This window comes from Ensifer sp. ENS11, assembly GCF_014851895.1.
GTDB classification, from domain to species: Bacteria; Pseudomonadota; Alphaproteobacteria; order Rhizobiales; family Rhizobiaceae; genus Ensifer; species Ensifer canadensis.
In genome coordinates, this window is the sequence record NZ_JACVAN010000002.1 from 295,746 (window position 1) to 313,314 (window position 17,569).

General features: G+C 62.0%; 21 protein-coding genes. 11 read left to right on the forward strand and 10 right to left on the reverse strand.

Annotated elements, in window-relative coordinates; genetic code table 11:
• Nucleotides 1-76 precede the first annotated feature (76 nt).
• Nucleotides 77-1,843: a LysM peptidoglycan-binding domain-containing protein gene (locus IB264_RS05495; protein WP_025426430.1), complete on the reverse strand. Its 1,767-nt coding sequence runs from the start codon at nt 1,841-1,843 to the stop codon at nt 77-79.
• A 243-nt stretch (nt 1,844-2,086) separates the two neighbouring features.
• Here IB264_RS05495 and IB264_RS05500 point away from each other — a divergent pair, with 243 nt between their 5' ends.
• Nucleotides 2,087-2,707, forward strand: coding sequence for a TIGR00730 family Rossman fold protein (locus IB264_RS05500; protein WP_025426429.1), 621 nt, complete (start codon nt 2,087-2,089; stop codon nt 2,705-2,707).
• A gap of 176 nt (nt 2,708-2,883) precedes the next feature.
• Here the strand turns inward: IB264_RS05500 and rarD are convergent, their stop codons facing one another.
• The 8 genes from rarD to cysS form a co-directional block, all read right to left on the reverse strand.
• Entirely contained in the window at nt 2,884-3,822 is a 939-nt protein-coding gene (gene rarD / locus IB264_RS05505; protein ID WP_025426428.1) for an EamA family transporter RarD, read from the reverse strand.
• A gap of 234 nt (nt 3,823-4,056) precedes the next feature.
• Complete coding sequence (gene cimA, locus IB264_RS05510; RefSeq protein ID WP_025426427.1) at nt 4,057-5,673, reverse strand: citramalate synthase; 1,617 nt, start codon at nt 5,671-5,673, stop codon at nt 4,057-4,059.
• A 26-nt stretch (nt 5,674-5,699) separates the two neighbouring features.
• Nucleotides 5,700-6,662 carry a prolyl aminopeptidase gene (pip, locus tag IB264_RS05515; protein ID WP_025426426.1) on the reverse strand — a complete coding sequence of 321 codons (963 nt, stop codon included), beginning with the start codon at nt 6,660-6,662 and terminating at the stop codon, nt 5,700-5,702.
• 2 nt (nt 6,663-6,664) lie between these two features.
• A complete protein-coding gene (locus IB264_RS05520; RefSeq protein ID WP_025426425.1) occupies nt 6,665-7,162 on the reverse strand; it encodes a GFA family protein in 498 nt (165 codons plus the stop codon).
• The gene (locus IB264_RS05525; protein ID WP_025426424.1) at nt 7,159-7,635 is read right to left on the reverse strand and encodes a GFA family protein; all 477 of its coding nucleotides are present in this window, start codon (nt 7,633-7,635) and stop codon (nt 7,159-7,161) included. Before IB264_RS05525 ends, IB264_RS05520 begins: the two co-directional genes overlap by 4 nt.
• Nucleotides 7,632-8,123 (reverse strand): GFA family protein, encoded by a 492-nt coding sequence (locus tag IB264_RS05530; RefSeq protein WP_025426423.1) that lies wholly within the window; start codon nt 8,121-8,123, stop codon nt 7,632-7,634. The genes IB264_RS05525 and IB264_RS05530 overlap by 4 nt, the downstream gene beginning before the upstream one ends.
• Nucleotides 8,124-8,135: 12 nt before the next feature.
• Nucleotides 8,136-8,516, reverse strand: a complete 381-nt coding sequence (locus IB264_RS05535; RefSeq protein ID WP_025426422.1) for a VOC family protein — start codon at nt 8,514-8,516, stop codon at nt 8,136-8,138.
• A gap of 110 nt (nt 8,517-8,626) precedes the next feature.
• Nucleotides 8,627-10,018, reverse strand: a complete 1,392-nt coding sequence (gene cysS / locus IB264_RS05540) for a cysteine--tRNA ligase (protein WP_025426421.1) — start codon at nt 10,016-10,018, stop codon at nt 8,627-8,629.
• A gap of 522 nt (nt 10,019-10,540) precedes the next feature.
• On the opposite strand from cysS, the gene IB264_RS05545 reads away from it, so the two are divergent.
• Entirely contained in the window at nt 10,541-10,687 is a 147-nt protein-coding gene (locus IB264_RS05545) for a hypothetical protein (protein ID WP_162174732.1), read from the forward strand.
• A gap of 13 nt (nt 10,688-10,700) precedes the next feature.
• On the opposite strand, the gene IB264_RS05550 is transcribed toward IB264_RS05545, so the two are convergent.
• Nucleotides 10,701-11,540, reverse strand: coding sequence for an SOS response-associated peptidase family protein (locus IB264_RS05550; RefSeq protein ID WP_025426420.1), 840 nt, complete (start codon nt 11,538-11,540; stop codon nt 10,701-10,703).
• On the opposite strand from IB264_RS05550, the gene IB264_RS05555 reads away from it, so the two are divergent.
• From IB264_RS05555 to IB264_RS05595, 9 genes are all read left to right on the forward strand, one after another.
• Nucleotides 11,539-12,009: an NUDIX hydrolase gene (locus tag IB264_RS05555; protein ID WP_025426419.1), complete on the forward strand. Its 471-nt coding sequence runs from the start codon at nt 11,539-11,541 to the stop codon at nt 12,007-12,009. The genes IB264_RS05550 and IB264_RS05555 overlap by 2 nt on opposite strands.
• Nucleotides 12,009-12,461, forward strand: coding sequence for a TIGR02301 family protein (locus IB264_RS05560; RefSeq protein WP_025426418.1), 453 nt, complete (start codon nt 12,009-12,011; stop codon nt 12,459-12,461). The genes IB264_RS05555 and IB264_RS05560 overlap by 1 nt, the downstream gene beginning before the upstream one ends.
• A gap of 159 nt (nt 12,462-12,620) precedes the next feature.
• A complete protein-coding gene (locus IB264_RS05565; protein WP_025426417.1) occupies nt 12,621-12,890 on the forward strand; it encodes a hypothetical protein in 270 nt (89 codons plus the stop codon).
• Between the two features lie 16 nt (nt 12,891-12,906).
• Nucleotides 12,907-13,677, forward strand: coding sequence for a hypothetical protein (locus tag IB264_RS05570; protein ID WP_025426416.1), 771 nt, complete (start codon nt 12,907-12,909; stop codon nt 13,675-13,677).
• 341 nt (nt 13,678-14,018) lie between these two features.
• Nucleotides 14,019-14,864 (forward strand): folate-binding protein YgfZ, encoded by an 846-nt coding sequence (locus IB264_RS05575; protein ID WP_025426415.1) that lies wholly within the window; start codon nt 14,019-14,021, stop codon nt 14,862-14,864.
• On the forward strand, nt 14,861-15,469 hold the full coding sequence (locus tag IB264_RS05580) for a YfbR-like 5'-deoxynucleotidase (RefSeq protein WP_025426414.1): 609 nt from the start codon (nt 14,861-14,863) through the stop codon (nt 15,467-15,469). Before IB264_RS05575 ends, IB264_RS05580 begins: the two co-directional genes overlap by 4 nt.
• Nucleotide 15,470: 1 nt before the next feature.
• Nucleotides 15,471-16,010 carry a tyrosine phosphatase family protein gene (locus tag IB264_RS05585; RefSeq protein WP_025426413.1) on the forward strand — a complete coding sequence of 180 codons (540 nt, stop codon included), beginning with the start codon at nt 15,471-15,473 and terminating at the stop codon, nt 16,008-16,010.
• Between the two features lies 1 nt (nt 16,011).
• On the forward strand, nt 16,012-16,992 hold the full coding sequence (locus IB264_RS05590; protein WP_107028447.1) for an NAD regulator: 981 nt from the start codon (nt 16,012-16,014) through the stop codon (nt 16,990-16,992).
• 256 nt (nt 16,993-17,248) lie between these two features.
• Nucleotides 17,249-17,491, forward strand: a complete 243-nt coding sequence (locus IB264_RS05595; protein ID WP_025426411.1) for a hypothetical protein — start codon at nt 17,249-17,251, stop codon at nt 17,489-17,491.
• Nucleotides 17,492-17,569 lie beyond the last annotated feature (78 nt).

Consider the following 17,569-nt stretch of genomic DNA (forward strand, 5'->3'; position numbering starts at 1 on the left):
TCGTTGAAGACGCCGCCTTCTTTGACAAATAGGTCTCCGTCGACACTGCCGCAATGCGATGATGTCGATGAACAGCCTATTGCTCGTGTTTCATGTGCTTCTTGTGAATTTCGCGCGATTCTTCATCGGAAAGTGCCTGATCGGGAACGCCGAAGACCTGGCCAGGGCGGATGCGATCGGGGTTTTCGATCTGTGCCTGGTTGGCGAGGTAGATCGTGGTGTAGCGAACACCCGCGCCATAGACACGCCGTGAGATCTGCCAGAGCGTATCACCGCGACGGATGATCACGGAACTCTTGCTTTCCTTCAGCGGCGCCTGCTCCACCGTTGCCGGCTGAGCCTGGGTTTCAGTCGAGGCCATGGAAGGCTGCGCAGCGGCGACGTCATTGGTGATCGAGCTGCCGGCACCCTTGACCTTCGACGCGCCGGAAGCCTCGGCGATCTCGCCCGATGCGATGGTGTTGGCAACCGCCGGCGTGACACTGCCGCGTTCAGCAAGGATTGCACCGACCGAGGCTTCGACCTTGGTTAGGGCCGCAGCGACACTTGAGGCATCCTGCGGGGCCTCCTTCAGCACGGCCAGCGCATCGGCAGCAGCCTTTGCTGTCCGGGCGACCTCGCCTGCGAGCGCCTGATCGGAATTGTCGGCGAGCCTGAAATCGGCCAGCGACTTCAGTGCGAATTCGCTTGCTGAGCGTGCTGCCGCGAGTTGCTCGCCCGTCGGCACCTTGCCATTGGAGAAAAGCCCCTTCAGCAGCGCGAGCGCCTTGCCGGCTTCGGCACGCAGCCCGTCGAGGCCGGCTGTCGCGGCGGCCGAAACCGGGCCGGCAACAGCTGCGACCTGGCTACCGGCCGGGCGGTCGAACGGCACCGATGCGCGCATGACGACCTTGCTTGCGTCCTCGCTCAACATGTCTGCACGGATGATGTGGCTGCCGACCGCAAGGTCGATCTGACCGTCTACGACAAAGTGGCCCTTGTCATCCGCCTTCATTTCGCCGAGCAGCTTGTCGTCCGCGTAGATGCGAACGACGGCACCGGGCTTTGCGCTACCGGCGACGAACATCTTGGCGCCCTCGATCTCGACGGCGGTGACCTGCAGCCCTGCAGCGCCGTTTGGCTTTGCCGCCGTTGCGTCGCTCGTCGTCTGCGGCGTTGCAGACGCCACATCGGCGGATGTCGCCGCGGCCGGCTGCGAAGCAGGCGCGTCAGCCGTCTGCGCAACGCCCGCCAGCGCGTCAGGCGTGGTGAGCAGCCGGCTGGCAGTGCCGGGCTTAGAGACCATGGCAAGCAATTGGCCGGTCGGGTCCTTTGGAACGGAAACCGTTGCGACTTCTTGCGAATTCTTGGCAACGCCGTCTTCGCCGACCGCGCGCAGGGTCAGCTGGTAGTCCCCGGCCGGAAGCGGCTTGTCGAAGACGGCGGCGAAATCGCCGGTCACGCCGACATCAGCCGTTCCGACGATCGTCGCGCCGTTGAGGATTTCCAGCTTGGAACCGGGTGCGGCGTGGCCGGCAACAACGGTCGAACCATCGGGCTCGACGCGCAGCACGTCAAAACCGGGAATAGATGCATCCTCGACCGGTGATTTCGCGTCAGCGGCGCTTGCCGCCTGTTGCGGCTCCGCCATTTTGCTGGCGTCATCGGACTTCGCCGAGTCCGAAGTGGGCTGAGGCCCGCCGGTCGACGATGCCGCGTCACCGGTTTGGGCCGGAGCGTTTGCCGTGCCATCGGCCGAGGCTTCCTTGCCGTCACGCAAATTCGGTTGAACTACAAAAACCATCAACGCTGTTGCTGCCGCAAGGACAGTAAGGGCCACCCAGCCGGCCTTGTTCTTGATCATGCCACTCTCCACAGGAGCGGAGCGACGCTCCGCGCATGCCCTCTCATCGGCCTAAGGCGCGGGGCTTGCGCGGTCATTATAGCGCAACTGCGAGCTACCCGCCCAATTTCTTCAATCGATCCCTGAAATTGCTAGCGTTTCCTAGTGTAGCAGACAAGCAGCCGCCCCTGCTGCAGGCGCCGCGAACCAAGCTTTCCCCTCATTTTTCTTGACCCTTGCTGCGCTGCAATGCTTTTTGACCGGATGAGCACTGAAACCAGCACGATTCGATCCATCTGCGTCTACTGTGGTTCGCAGCCCGGGCGCGACCCGATTTACATGGAAGCCGGCCGCGCGCTCGGCCGCTCGATCGCCGACCATGGCCTGCGTCTGGTCTATGGCGGCGGCACGCGCGGCATCATGGGAGCGGTCGCCAGCGGCGTGCTTTCCAATGGCGGCGAGGTCACCGGCATCATCCCGGAATTCCTGATGGACAAGGAAGCGACGCGCCATTCGCTCGGCCAGCTCAACGAACTGATCGTCACCGCCGACATGCATGAGCGCAAGCACACCATGTTCGAGCGGGCGGACGCCTTTGTCGCCCTGCCGGGCGGCATCGGCACGCTGGAAGAGATCGTCGAGATCATGACCTGGGCGCAGCTCGGTCGTCACCGCAAGCCGATGGTCTTCGGCAACATGAACGATTTCTGGAAGCCGATGCTGGACCTGCTGCAGCACATGCGCGCTGAAGGCTTCGTTCACACGGCCCACCTCGTCCAGCCGCTTGTCGTCGACAAGGCCGAGGACATCGTGCCGGCGATCCTTGCGGCCGCTAGCGGCGCAAACGGCCGCGAAGGCGAAGCCGAGATCATCTCCCGCCTTTAGGCCTGTGTTACACCCCCAAAATCAGAAAAGGCGCGCCTGACGGACGCGCCTTTTTCCATTCTTGCCTACTGCATGTTTCCTTAAATCACATTCGATTTAAGGATAAAAACATGCAGCAATTCAAAGTGCTACAGCGGCCTTTGCGCGTCTAACACGACGCGCGGCGCTGTAGTGTCTTATTCGGCCGGGCTGACCTGTTCGGCGCGACGGGCGCGGCTCTGTGCCAGCATGGCGCCGGAATAAATAACCAATGCGGCCCAGATCAGTGCGAAGGCGATCAGCTTTGCGGTGCCGAAAGGCTCGTGGAAGACGAAGACGGCAATCAGGAAGATCATCGTCGGCGCGATATACTGCATGATGCCGATGGTCGACAGCCGCAGCAGCTTGGCGCCATTGGCATAGATCATCAGCGGGATCGCGGTGACAATGCCGCAGGACATCAGCCACAGCACGTCAGTCATGCCCGTGTCGCCGAAGTGCCCTTGGCCGGTCGCCTCGAGCCAGATGATGTAGCCGATCGCTGGAACGCTGAGCAGCAGCACTTCGAGGAAGAAGCCCTGGTTCGGCCCGATCGGCAGCGTCTTGCGGAAAAAGGCGTAGAAGCCCCAGGAGAGGCAGAGCCCGATCGACACCCAGGGCAGACCGCCGGCATCGAAGGCGAGTACGCCAACGGCGGCAGCGGCCAGCGCGATCGCCACCATCTGCGCCGGGCTTGGCTTTTCCTTCAGCAACAGAGCGCCGAGGAAAATCGAGAAAAGCGGATTGATGTAATAGCCGAGCGCCGTCTCGATCGCGCGACCAGCACCGATCGCCCAGACATAGATACCCCAGTTGATGGTGATGAGCACGGCAGTGAGAGCCGCCATGCGCAACATGCGCGGTGAACGAAGGGCGACCTTGACGTCTTCCGTGCGCCCAAGCCACACCAGCACGAGGCCCGCGAGCGGAACCGACCAGACGATGCGGTGCGCAACCACTTCCGGCGCCGGGATATGGGCGATCGCCTTCATGAAGAAAGGCAGGAATCCCCAGAGCAGATAGGCCGTGAGCGCAAAGGCGAAGCCCTTGGCGGAATCGGTGTTTTCTGCGGGTACTTTCGCGTTCGGCTCGGCCATGACATTTTTCCTGATGTAGTCGCCGGAGGCTGTCTTGGCGATGACGCCCGCTCCGGTCGCAATCGAAGGTGCAGCCTTACCGGCCGACGAACCCTTCCATGGGGCGTCGTACTCCAATGACCATCAATGCACCAATTCATTTCCGTGAACGGATGGTGAATTTTGCTCATACTTTAGGCAAGAGCAACGACGCCCAGCGGGGTGCCTATGCTCTCCCTCACCTGAAGCAGGCGCTTACTCGGCGGCGATCAGTCCGACATGGTCGCGATTCTTCAACAGCTTGAAAATGATACTGTCCATCAACGCCTGGAACGAGGCATCTATGATGTTGTCGGAGACGCCGACCGTCCACCAGCGCGCGCCCGTGCCATCGGTCGATTCGATCAGAACGCGCGTGATCGCCTCGGTCCCGCCGTTGAGGATACGGACCTTGTAGTCCGCAAGCTCCAGGTCTTCGATCTCCGACTGGTATTTGCCGAGGTCCTTGCGCAGGGCCAGATCGAGCGCATTGACCGGCCCGTGGCCTTCGGCCACCGACATCATGGTTTCGCCATCGACGACGACCCTGACGACCGCTTCCGACACGGTTTTCAGATGACCGTTGGCGTCGAACCGACGTTCGACCATCACCCGGAAGCTTTCGACGTGGAAGAAATCCGGCACCGTCCCGAGGATGCGGCTGGCCAGCAGCGCGAAACTCGCATCGGCGCCCTCATAGGCATAACCGGTCGCCTCGCGCTCCTTGACGATCGCGATCAGCTTGTCGAGCTTGGGATCGTCTTTGCCAACCACGATCCCCCGCCGCTTCAGCGCGTTGATGAAGTTCGCCTTGCCGCCCTGGTCGGACACCATGACCTTGCGCAGATTGCCGACACTTTCAGGGGCGATGTGCTCGTAGGTGCGTGGATCCTTCAGAAGCGCCGAGGCGTGAATGCCGGCCTTGGTGGCAAAGGCCGAGGCACCGACATAGGGCGCCTGCATGTCCGGCGAGCGGTTCAATAGTTCGTCGAAAGCATGCGAGAGCTTCGTCAGTTCCTGCAGGCGGTCGGAATCGATCGCCGTTTCGAACCTGCTGGAATAGATCTCTTTCAGCGCGAGGGTGGGGATAAGCGTCACCAGATTGGCGTTGCCGCACCGCTCGCCGATGCCGTTCAGCGTTCCCTGTATCTGGCGGACGCCGGCCTCGACGGCTGCAAGCGAATTGGCTATCGCCTGCCCCGTGTCGTTATGGGCGTGGATGCCGAGACTGGCGCCGGGCACACCGGCGGCGATAACAGCCGAAACGATCTCGCGCACCTCGTGCGGCTGGGTGCCGCCATTGGTATCACAAAGCACGATCCAGCGTGCGCCCGCTTCGAAGGCAGTCTGCGCACAGGCAAGCGCATAGGCGCGGTTCGCCTTGTAGCCGTCGAAGAAATGCTCGCAGTCGACCATGGCCTCGCGGCCGGCGCCGACAACGGCTGCGACGGAAGCCCGGATGTTGTCGAGGTTTTCCTCGTTGGAACAGCCGAGCGCCACCGCCACGTGGTAATCCCAGCTCTTGGCCACGAGACAGATCGCGTCGGTGTTTGCTTCGAGCAGGGCGGCAAGGCCCGGGTCGTTCGAGGCGGAAACGCCAGCGCGCTTGGTCATGCCGAAGGCGACGAAGGAGGCCTTCTTCGTGCGCTTGCGCTTGAAGAACTCCGTATCGGTCGGGTTTGCCCCGGGATAGCCGCCTTCGACATAGTCCATGCCGAAATCGTCGAGCAGGGTGGTAATCGCGATCTTGTCCTCGACGGAAAAGTCGATGCCGGGCGTCTGCTGCCCGTCCCGTAGCGTCGTGTCGAAGAGGTAGATGCGTTCCCTGGTCATGGCTCGTTTCCAATAATGCTCAGTCGTTATTCGGTCTTGCCGGCGAATTTGTCAGTGGCGCGGATCAACCGGTCGAGGATACCGGGTTCGGAATAGGCGTGCCCTGCCCCCTCGATCAGGTGGAACTCAGCCTCGGGCCAGGCCTTGTGCAACTGCCAGGCATATTTTGCCGGGCATGGCATGTCGTAGCGGCCCTGGACGATCACGCCGGGGATGCCATGCAGACGATGGGCATCCCGCAGCAATTGGCCGTCGTCCATCCAGCCGGCATTGACGAAGAAGTGGTTCTCGATGCGCGCGAAGGCATCGGCAAACTCGTCCTCCTCAAAACGGCCGCTGGTCGACAGTTCCGGAAGCAGCGTGATCGTCTCACCTTCCCATATGCTCCAGCTCCGGGCAGCTGCCAAACGCGTCGCCCTGTCGTCGCTGGTCAGGCGCCGGTGATAGGCACGCATCATCTCGTGCCGCTCATTCTCCGGGATCGGCGCGATGAACCGCTCCCATTTGTCCGGAAACATCTCCGAGACGCCGAACTGATAGTACCAGTCGAGCTCGGCCTTGGTCAGGGTATAGATGCCGCGCAGCACCAGTTCCGTCACCCGACCCGGGTGCTTTTCCGCATAGGCGAGTGCCAGGGTCGATCCCCAGGAGCCGCCGAACACCAGCCATTTCTCGACCCCTGCCATCTCGCGCAGACGTTCGATATCGGCGACGAGGTGCCAGGTGGTGTTGGCTTCGATCTCCGCATGCGGCTTCGACATGCCGCAACCGCGCTGGTCGAACAGCGTCACGTCGTAAAGCTTGGGATCGAACAGCCGGCGATGGTTGGGCGAGATCGTGCCGCCCGGCCCGCCATGCAGGAACACCGCCGGTTTTGCGCCTGGCGTTCCTACCCGTTCCCAATAGACCGAATGACCGTCGCCGACGTCGACGTGACCCGACGCATGGGGTTCGATTTCCGGGTAGAGCGTACGCAATTGAGCAGTCATCTTCAGTCTCTCATCGGTGGCCAGTGCACCGTATCGTAATCGGGATGCTGGCGGTTCGTTTCGAGCACGAGCAGGTGCCGGGTGGCGGAAAGCTCGGTGCCGTCGTCGGTCTGCCTTTCGGGAAGCTTCGCAAGCCGCGAGAACCAAACCATGCGCGATTCTACCCCAGACTGATAAACCGGTGGCAGATCGTCTGGATCATCGAGCGAGCCGAGCACGATGTTGAGGAAATCCTCGTCCGGCATGTCATAGAAGAGCGGCGTTCCGCAATCGTGGCAGAAGGCGCGGCGCACCAGATGCGAGGAGCGAAACCATGAGGGTTGCCCGCGGGTGATGTCGAAATTGTCGCGCGCGATGTTGGCGAGCGGCATGAAATAATTGCCGGCGGCCTTCTGGCACATGCGACAGTGACAGATATGCGCATCCGCCAGCACGCCTTCGGCGCGGTAGCGGATCGCTCCGCACTGGCAGCCGCCGGTAAAGATGCGCGAAATCGTCATCGGAACACTCCCGGTTGGTGCCACTGCTCGGTGTCGTGATCGGGATGCTGGAAGGAAATGACACTCTCCTGCCTGCTATAGAAATCCGGATCCGTCAGCACCGGCTGGTCGAAGATGGTCTCGACCCAGGGGAGCCGCGAGGCATAATTAACCTGTATCTGCGGGGCCAGATCGCTGCGATCATCGAACGTGCCGATGGCGATTTCCATGCCGCCGGGATGGCGGTAGATCATCGGCGTGCCGCATTTCGGGCAGAAACCACGATCGATATTGACCGAGGATTGGAAGTAGCTCGGCTCGTCGCGCGTCCACTCGACGCCATCCTTCGGCGCTGTCACCAGCGCCGAGAAGAAGGCGCCGAACTGCTTCTGGCACATGCGGCAATGGCAGATCGACGGACGGCCGAGTTGTCCCCGAATGCGGAAACGGACCGCGCCGCACTGGCATCCGCCTGTTCGCACTGTATCGGTCATTTCTCGTCCTCCGGGGGCCAGGTTTCGGTGTCATGATCAGGATGCTGGTAGGAAACGAGATCGGCAAGGAATGCCACGGCGTCGGCATCGGCCAACGTCTCCTCCCCCGGCAATTCAGGCACTTGATCGACATAGGGCAGCTTAGCCTCGATGCCCCACTGGATTGTCGGCACGATCCCCTGAGGTTCGTCGAAGGCAGCAATCGCCAGCGCCATGCCATCGGGCGCCTCATAGGTTAGAGGCGTGCCGCAATCACCGCAAAATCCACGCCAGCCAAAATTGGACGACTGGAAGCGTTTGCGCTCGCCACGCGTCCAGTTGACGGTAGCGCCACGCACCGACACCAACGGCAGATAGAAGTTTCCGCTCGCCTTCTGGCACATGCGGCAATGGCAGACGGAAGCGTCGCCGAGAACGCCCTCGACGCGGAAACGCACGGCACCACATTGGCAGCCGCCGGTATGATACGGCCTGTTGTCGAGACTCATCGCAACGTCTCCTCAAGTCGACACATGACAGACCGCCTCGATGTTGTTGCCGTCGGGATCGAAGACGAAGGCGGCATAATAATCCGGGTGGTAGTGCGGGCGCAGTCCCGGCTTGCCATTGTCGCGGCCGCCGGCAGAAAGAGCTGCGTCGTAGAAGGCATCGACTTCGCTGCGGCTGCGTGCGGTAAAAGCATAGTGCCTGCCCGGACCTGCGGCCGCCTCATGCAACCAAAAGACCGGACGTTCGCGACCGTAACCGCCGACCTTAACGCCGCCGGTGTGCTCGGCCGGCACCATCATCAGGAGGGAGGCGCCAAGCGGCGCAAACGCCCCGTCGTAGAACGACTTCGCCTTGTCGAAATCCGCAACCGAGATACCAGTATGATCGATCATTGCACGAACTCCTCCTTCATGCGCCTCTCCTCATGCCGTCAAGCTGCGACCGCCGTCCCCTGCCCGGACACCGTCGGCATCCAAGGGCAATAGGGGATGGCAGGCCGTCTTCATCGCTTCACTTCCCAGGTCGTCAGGCGCTCGCCAGTCGCCGGGTCCTTGCCGTCTTTCAACTGGATGCCCTGGGCGAGCAGATCGTCACGGATTCTGTCGGCCGCAGCGAAATCCTTGGCCTTCAGCAATTCGAGACGTGCCCTGACGCGGCCATCGACTTCGTGCACGACGGCCTCGTCGAGTTCGACCGCCTGCGGCACGATGCCGAGCAGCGACGCGCTGGCGGCAAAGCTGCCCCTCAGGCTTGGATCGCTGGCGGTCTTCTGCGCCAGCGCATGCAGCGCCTGAACCGCCGCCACCGTGTTCAGGTCGTCGGACAGCGCCGTAACGATGGCCGGATCGACCTCGCCCTTGGCGTCGCCCGGCACCGGCCATTTCGACAGCAGATGCTCGGCCTCCTCCAGGCGCTTGATCGAGAAATCGATCGGCTCGCGGTAGTGGGTCATCAGCATGGCAAGGCGCAGCACGTCGCCCGGCCACTTCCGGCCGCCGAATTTTTCGGTGTGCAGCAATTCGTAGATGGTGACGAAGTTGCCTTCGGACTTCGACATCTTGCGGCCTTCGACCTGCAGGAAGCCGTTGTGCATCCAGACATTCGCCATCACATCCGTGCCGTGAGCGCAACGCGACTGGGCAATCTCGTTCTCGTGGTGCGGGAAGATGAGATCGAGCCCGCCGCCGTGGATATCGAAGACCTCGCCCAGATAACGCCCGCTCATGGCCGAGCACTCGATGTGCCAGCCCGGACGCCCCCTGCCCCATGGGCTTTCCCAGCCCGGTTCGTTGTCGGCCGAGAGTTTCCAGAGCACGAAATCGCCCGGGTGTTTCTTGTGCACCTCGACGGCGACGCGGGCACCGGCCTGCTGCTCGTCGAGATTGCGCTTGGAAAGCTGCCCGTAATCCGGCATCGATCTGGTATCGAACAGCACCTCGCCACCGGCCTTGTAGGCATGGCCCTTGGCAATCAGCTTGTCGATGATGTCGATCATCTGCGGAATATTGTCGGTGGCGCGCGGCTCGACATCAGGATCAAGGCAGCCGAGCGACTTGGCGTCTTCGAGGAACTGCGTCTCGGTCTTCTCGGTCACATGCCGGATCGCCTCGTTCAGCGGCAGGCCGGGATAGTCGCGCAGGGCCCGCGCGTTGATCTTGTCGTCGACGTCGGTGATGTTGCGAACATAGGTCACCCTCTGCGGCCCATAGACATGGCGCAGCAGCCGGAACAGGATATCGAAAACGATGACCGGACGCGCATTGCCGATATGGGCATAGTCGTAGACGGTCGGGCCGCAGACATACATGCGGACATTGTCAGGATCGATCGGCCGGAAATCGACCTTCTCCCGCGTCAGCGTGTTGTACAGCTTAAGTGTCGGCACTCCGCCCATTCCAAATCTCCAATACGCATGCGACCGTCAGAAATACGGCGCCCGGGAGGCCCGCACGTTTGTCATCTTGGATTTCGGGAGACGAAAACGGCCAGGCCAGCGAAGCGCTAGCGAATAATCTTCCGGCAGATAATGCAGGTAACCGTTTTCATGGCCACACTTATCGCGCGTCGCATGGCGCCGGTCAAGTGGTGAGCCGCATGCGAAGCACAGCCAACTATCCAAGCTGAGGCATGGTCATGGATTTGTCACGATTTGGCTTATCTGGGATCGCCACGCGGGAAAGAGATTCGCGGTGCAGCTTGGCCCTGCGCCACGGTTCCTGTCTCCGGAGAAAATGAGGAGGAGCGTCGTTGTCGCCTACTGCGCCGCGCGTCTTATCGGACGCGCCAAGGTCGCTGTAGCCCTTTGAATTGCTGCATGTTCTTATCCTTGAATCGGATACGATTTAAGGAAACATGCAGTAGGCAAGCGAGAACGAGGCGTTTCCGGTCCAGGAAAAGCATCAAGGAGTGCATGCACGTGAAGACTGCCAAGACCACCGACATCGCCAAGACACCCGCCGATCTGGTTCAACAGTACCGTCCGCTTGGTCTCAAGGCCGTGCTGGCCGCTGCCCTGCAGGTGAAGGCAAAGCCCACCGCCAAGCTGAAGAAGCAGACGGCCTAAGTACCCATGAGATTCAGAATAGGGACATCTGCCCGTCGTCGGGCTTGTCCCCGTTCTTGTCGTCCTTCACGGGCGCTTTCGGCACCAGTTGCGGGATGACCGCCTCCTGGATATCGGCCCCCGCATTCGCCACCTTGTTGACCTTGTCGGATACAGGGATCGCTTCGAAATAATCCTCCGACGCCGGCACCATCAGATCGAGGACGTCGCGCGGCTCCTGCGTCTTGCAATCCAGCCAGCGGGCGAAATCTTCCGGCTGGATCACCACCGGCATGCGGTCATGTATGGGGGCAATCGCGGGATTGGCGCTGGTGGTGAGCACTGCAGCAGTGTCGACTTCGGAGCCATCGGCGGAAGACCAGGTCTCCATCAGGCCGGCAAAGGCGACGATGCCCCCTTTTCGAGGACGGATCCAATAGGCCTGCGACGCCTCGCCGCTGCCCTTTGCGGGGCGATGCCATTCATAGAAGCCGGATGCCGGGACGAGAACGCGCCGATGGCGCATCGCGGCGCGAAACGATGCCTTTTCGATCGCCGTCTCGGCACGGGCATTGATCAGCAGCGGAAAGTCCCTGGGGTCCTTGACCCAGCCGGGCGTGAAGCCCCAGCGAACGAGAAGGGCCTTGCGCTCCGGCAGATTGCTGCCCGGCCCGGCGCGATCCGCGGCGACCACGACGATGATCGGCTGCGTCGGCGCAATATTGAAGCGCACCGGAAAGTCGTCGCTTTCCAGCAGGCCGAACAGCTCCATCAATTCTTCCGGGGTCGCCGTCAGCGCAAAACGTCCGCACATGACATGGATGTGGCACTTCACGTAGGATGGGTCAACGATACCGATCGAAATTGATTCCATCATGCCGAAACAGCCCGAACTCGCCTCCTCCGTCATTCTCGAACGCGATGGCCGCTACTTGCTTGTGCGGCGCGCCAATCCGCCGTCGGCCGACATGTACGCTTTTCCCGGCGGCCGGGCCGAGCCGGGAGAGACGCCGGAGCAGACGGCCCTGCGCGAATTGCAGGAAGAGACCGGCATTTGTGCCGACAACCCCGTGCTGTTTGAAACCTACGATCTGCCGGGCAAAGAATCCGAGGGTCGGCATTTCTTCCTCTCCGTCTTCAAGGCGCAGGCGGACGCGAAGGCTGTCGCTGTTGCCAGCGACGACGCAGCCGGCCTCGGATGGTTCACGCCGGACAAGATCTTTGCGCTTCCCATTCCCGACAGCGTTCGCGAATGCGTGGAAAAACTGGCCGCCCAGGCTGCAGCCAACGCAAAGACGGGCGGATGCCTTGAAACAGCCGTCGATTCGGACTTGAAGGGATGATGACATTCGGCCCGACCATCATCCGCCTGACTGTGACAACACTGCTGCTTGCCACGGCGACGGCCGCTGCGTCGCAGAAGACGGCTGCACCTCCGCAGGACAAGACGCAGACGCAAGCGCCCGCACCTGCTGTCGTCGAGGAGAAGCCGACACCCTATGACCAACGGCTGATTCGCCTCGCCGAGGTGCTTGGATCGGTCCATTATCTGCGCAATCTCTGCGTAAAAGAGCCCGAGGATGTCTGGCGGCGCTCGATGCAGCAGCTGATCGACAAGGAAACGGCCAACGAGGAAAAAAGGCGCGAGCGGATGACCGCCGCCTTCAACCGGGGGTATCGCACCTTTGCCTCTGTCTACACGACCTGCACGCAGCCGGCGATCGTCGCGGAACAGCGATATCGTGCCGAAGGAGCAACACTTGCGTCAGAAATCGTCGCTCGCTTTGGAAATTAGCAATAAATTAACCTCTTTTCTCACGACCCCGTGTCGTTTCGGGAAAAGGCTGCTAAGTTCGTTAAGAGAGTGGTAAGAAGTGACAACCGGGTCACAGTCGTTCAGTTGGGGTTCAGCCGGACGACGTTAAAGTGAGCCACTTGCAGCAATGGAAGTCGCATGGAACGAATGATGGAACCAAGCCTGACCGACATCGATGACATGATCGTCCACGAGAAAATGCAGGCAGCGCTGGAACACCAGAACGAGGCCTGGGCGGACGGCATGGCTGATGGCATCGAGCCAGAAATCATCGCCGATGCGGCCATCGCTCTAGCCATGCGGGAAACCGTTCGGCTTCATGGTGAAGAAGGTGCGGAAGCGATGCTCAATTCGCTTCGCGAGCGCATGCTCGCCGGTGAATTTTCGCCCCAACGCTCGCTTCAGTAATATCAGGACTGCCCTTATGAGCCGGAACCATGCCAACCGGACCTCTCCGGTTCGCCTTGTTACGCTGCTTCTGGCCGGTGTCGCTCTCTGCGTTCCGGTTATGATGTCGCCCGCATTCGCGCTCAGCGAATTGCAGGAAGCGCCCAACGCAGTCGCAAGCGACCAGAATACTCCTCCTCCGCCAGCCGAACCTGTGGACGACGAACCGGATCAGGAAGAAAAGCTCCCGCTCGAAATCCCGATGCCGGACCCGCTGATCAAAAAGACGGTTACCATAACGAAGGAAGATCAGGCCGCCGAAGAGCCGAAGACGGTCGAACCCGTAGAAGTGCTCAGCGACGTCTCCAAGATACCGGCGCCTGTGGCGCGCATGCGCGAGTTGATCGTCGAGGCGGCTGCCTCCGGCGATATCGAGCGGCTGCGGCCCCTGCTCGGCAAAGGCCCGACCCAGACCCAGGTCACTGGCGTCAGCGCCGATGAAGATCCGATCGCGATCCTGAAAAGCCTGTCGGGCGACCAGGATGGCGTCGAGATCCTGGCAATCCTGCTCGACGTTCTTTCGACCAGCTTCGTCCAGGTCGACAAAGGTACGCCACAGGAAGCCTATGTCTGGCCCTATTTCGCCGAAAAGCCGCTGGCCTCGCTGACCGCCCCTGAGAAAGTCGACCTCTTCCGGCTGGTGACGGCAGGCGATTTCGCGGACATGGAAGAATTCGGCAGTTACAACTTCTATCGTGTCGGCATCATGCCCGACGGGAAGTGGAAATTTTTCATCGCCGGCGACTAGAGCACTTCATCTTTAAACAGAAGCATTCTGCCGGAAGGAATTTCGGCCAGGACCAAGGCGGCTGGCAAAGAGCGCAGCAGAAGCTGCGGTCGAGACGGCCGCCGCCGGTAATGGCCGAAATTCATCCGGCCCTTAGGGTTGGCTGAAAACGGCCGCCCACTGTGTCGGATGGCTTGCCCGATGGATCCGCATCGCTCAGCGCCATCCTTCGTGTGGAACGGCCGTTTTGAGCCAACAGAATTGCTTCCGTTTAAAGATGAAGTGCTCTAAGCGCCGGCGATACGCTTGCCGTTCATCCCTGAACATCCTACCTGTTCGGCAATGTGAACAGGAATCGAGCCATGCCCAGAGTTCGCCTCGACGACCGCGCGATCGTCTCCGTTTCCGGCAAGGATGCGGAAGATCTTCTCCAGGGGTTGATCACCACCGATCTCGATGCCCTCGCCCCTGACGAGGCGAGGCCAGGCGCGCTGCTGACGCCGCAGGGCAAGATCCTGTTCGATTTCATGATTTCCCGCGACGGCGACGGCTTCAGGCTGGAAACGACTGCGGATCAGGCCGAAGCGCTTCTGAAGCGGCTGACCATGTACAAGCTGCGCTCGGCGGTGACCCTGTCGCTCGACACCTCCACACCCACTGTCATTGCCTTCGACGAGCCGCTGGCCGAGGGATTTCGCGACCACCGCTTCGAGAAGGCCGGCGCCACCGTTTTCCGCTTCTATGGTGAGAGCGAAGCGGACTCAGCCTCTAATGCCGACCTCGACCAACTCCGGATCGTCTCCGGCATTGCCGTTTCCGGCCCCGATTATGCGCTGCAGGACGCCTTCCCGCATGATGTGCTAATGGACAAGAATGGTGCGCTCTCCTTCCGCAAGGGCTGCTATGTCGGTCAGGAAGTGGTTTCGCGCATGCAGCACCGCGGCACGCAGCGCCGTCGCGTCGTAATCGTCGCCGGTGCATCGGCGCTCCCGCCGACCGGCACAGCGATAACGGCAGACGGCAAGTCGATCGGCACGCTCGGCACAGTGCGTGGCACTTCGGCCCTCGCGATCGTGCGCATCGATAAGGCCGGCGAAGCGATGGCCAACGGCGTCGACCTGCTCGCGGGCGACGTGACTGTGACGTTGACCCTGCCGGAATGGACCGGGCTTGCCTTCCCAACCACCGCCGACGAGGCAAGCGCGTGACCTCGGCACGCGCCTGGCAGCGCATGCTCTCCGGCCGGCGGCTCGACCTGCTCGACCCGTCACCGCTCGATGTCGAGATCACCGACATCGCCCACGGTCTTGCCCGCGTTGCCCGGTGGAACGGCCAGACGGCCGGGGACCACGCCTTCTCCGTCGCCCAGCACAGCCTCATCGTCGAGGACATCTTTCGCCGGAGCTACAAGTGCAACGCCGACGACTGCCTGATGGCGCTGCTGCATGACGCCCCGGAGTATGTGATCGGCGATATGATCTCCCCCTTCAAGGCCGTGGTCGGCGGCGGCTACAAGCTGGTCGAAAAGAGGCTGGAAAGCGCCATTCACCTGCGCTTCGGTCTGCCTGCCCATTGCGCCAAGGATCTGAAGGACCGGATCAAGAAGGCAGATCATATTGCCGCCTATTTCGAGGCGACTGCGCTTGCCGGCTTTTCGACCGAGGAGGCGCGAAAGTTCTTCGGGCAGCCGCGCGGCATCACCCGCGACAGCCTGCTGATCGCCCCCCTGCCGGCCATAGAGGCCCAGCGTCTGTTTACCGAGCGTTTTGCCACGCTCGAGGCGGAACGCGCCGCTGCGAAGGTGGATGCCTGAGATGCCCCAGATCGTCGTATCGCCGCTTGCCCGCATCGCCGAGATGGCTGTGCGCCACGGCTGCACCGAGATGCTGAGCCTGGTCGCCAAGGGCCAGGACTTCCACCGTCCGGCCGTCATTGCCAAGGCGCGGCACCTGACGCTGGGAATGAACGATATCAGCTTCGCCGGTACCGGTGGGCTCATCGCTCCGCAGGAAGAGCACGTCCAGCAGATCGTCGCCTTCGCCAAGGGCTGGGACCGTTCGCGGCCGATGCTCGTTCATTGCTGGATGGGCGTTTCGAGGTCGCCGGCCGCTGCCCTTATCGCCGCCCTTGCGGTGGAGCCTGAGCAGGACGACCGAGAACTGGTCGAGCGGCTGCGGTTCGCCTCTCCCTATGCGACGCCGAATACGCGGCTTGTCGAAATCGGCGACACTGTCTTGTCGCGCGGCGGGCGGCTGGTCGCTGCCGTACGCTCGATCGGCCGCGGTGCGGACACGGACGGCAATGTTCCCTTCGTGCTGCCGCTTGTAGCCGAGGGAGCCAATGTTGGCGACTGAGATGCGGGCCGTCACCGTCGAAATCGGTCTCAACGCGGCCATCGTTGCCGTCGTCAGCCGCAGCCCGCGCATCCTGGCCGTCAACGAGGCGGATGGCGACGCGAGGGACAGCCTGCCCTTCGGCCCCTTCGACCCTGCTCTTCACCGCACCTTCGAGACCAGTCTGCGCGACCGCGTGGAAAAACGCACGGCGCTCAAGCTCGGCTATATCGAGCAGCTCTACACCTTCGGCGACCGCGGACGGCAGCGCCTGCCGGGCGAAGAAGGCAAGCACATGGTCTCGGTCGGCTATCTCGCCCTGACGCGAACCGATACCGAGAACACCGAGCGGTTGGCCGAGGCCGGCGCGCACTGGCGCGACTGGTACGGCTACCTGCCGTGGGAGGATTGGCGGCAGGGCCGCCCTGCCATCCTCGACCAGCTGATTTTGCCCGCGCTCTCGCGGTGGGAGCTTGCCACATCAGACGACGAGCGCATGGCGCCAAGCGCGCAGCGGCGCGCACGCATCCGGCTTGCCTTCGGCCTCGACGATTTCCCCTGGGACGAGGAACGGGTGCTGGAGCGTTACGAGTTGCTCTACGAGGCCGGTCTCGTGCGCGAAGCGGTGATTGACGGCCGCAGCCGGGAGCAGGACAACGCTGCCGCCGGGCAGGCCATGCGCCACGACCACCGCCGCATCGTCGCAACGGCGATCGCCCGCCTGCGCGGCAAGATCAAATATCGGCCGGTCATTTTCGAACTGATGCCGCCCGAATTCACCCTCACCGATCTGCAGGCAACGGTAGAGGCCATTTCCGGCCGCCACCTGCACAAGCAGAATTTTCGGCGTCTGGTCGAAGGTGCGGAGCTGGTCGAGCCGACCGGCATGACGCTGGCGTCGACCGGCGGCAGGCCTGCGGCGCTGTTCCGCTTCCGCCGGCAAATCCTCGACGAACGGCCCGCACCCGGCCTCAAGGTGGGCGGCCGCTCATCCTCCGCATGAAACGCGCAGGCAGAAACGACTGGGGATTTATGCTGGCGATGACATCGTTGCGGCGGGTTTAATGTGCGGACTGCATCTAACACTTCGGCCAATGCGCGCTACATTCGTTCAATTGGATATGGTGCCGGCTCTGTGGCCGGCTAGAGCGCTTCCGGTTGAAACGGAGTCAAAGAAGCACTCTACCTCTTTGTTTTAACGCATTTCCGAACGGAAAATCGCTCCGCACTTTTTCTGGAAATGCTTTAGGGAAGAACACATGCTGCTTGCGCTTGCGCTGCTCACCAGCCTCCTGACGGACCAGCCTCTCCTGCCGAACCCGCAGGGGAACAAGGCGATCCCCGACTATTTCAAGAACAACCAGATGGGCCGCGGCCAGGTGACGATCTGCAACCTCAACGGCCAGGACATGCGAGGGCAGTTCAAGATCTGTCGCTATGACTGCGGCACGGAGATCACCATCGACAAACGCGTCGTCTGCCCCTTCATCATGCAGCGCTAGCGTCGGCCTCAACTGCGCCGACGGCCACTAAACAACTCCTTAAACCGGAATCGATTCAGGGCCCTATGCGGCGCGCTT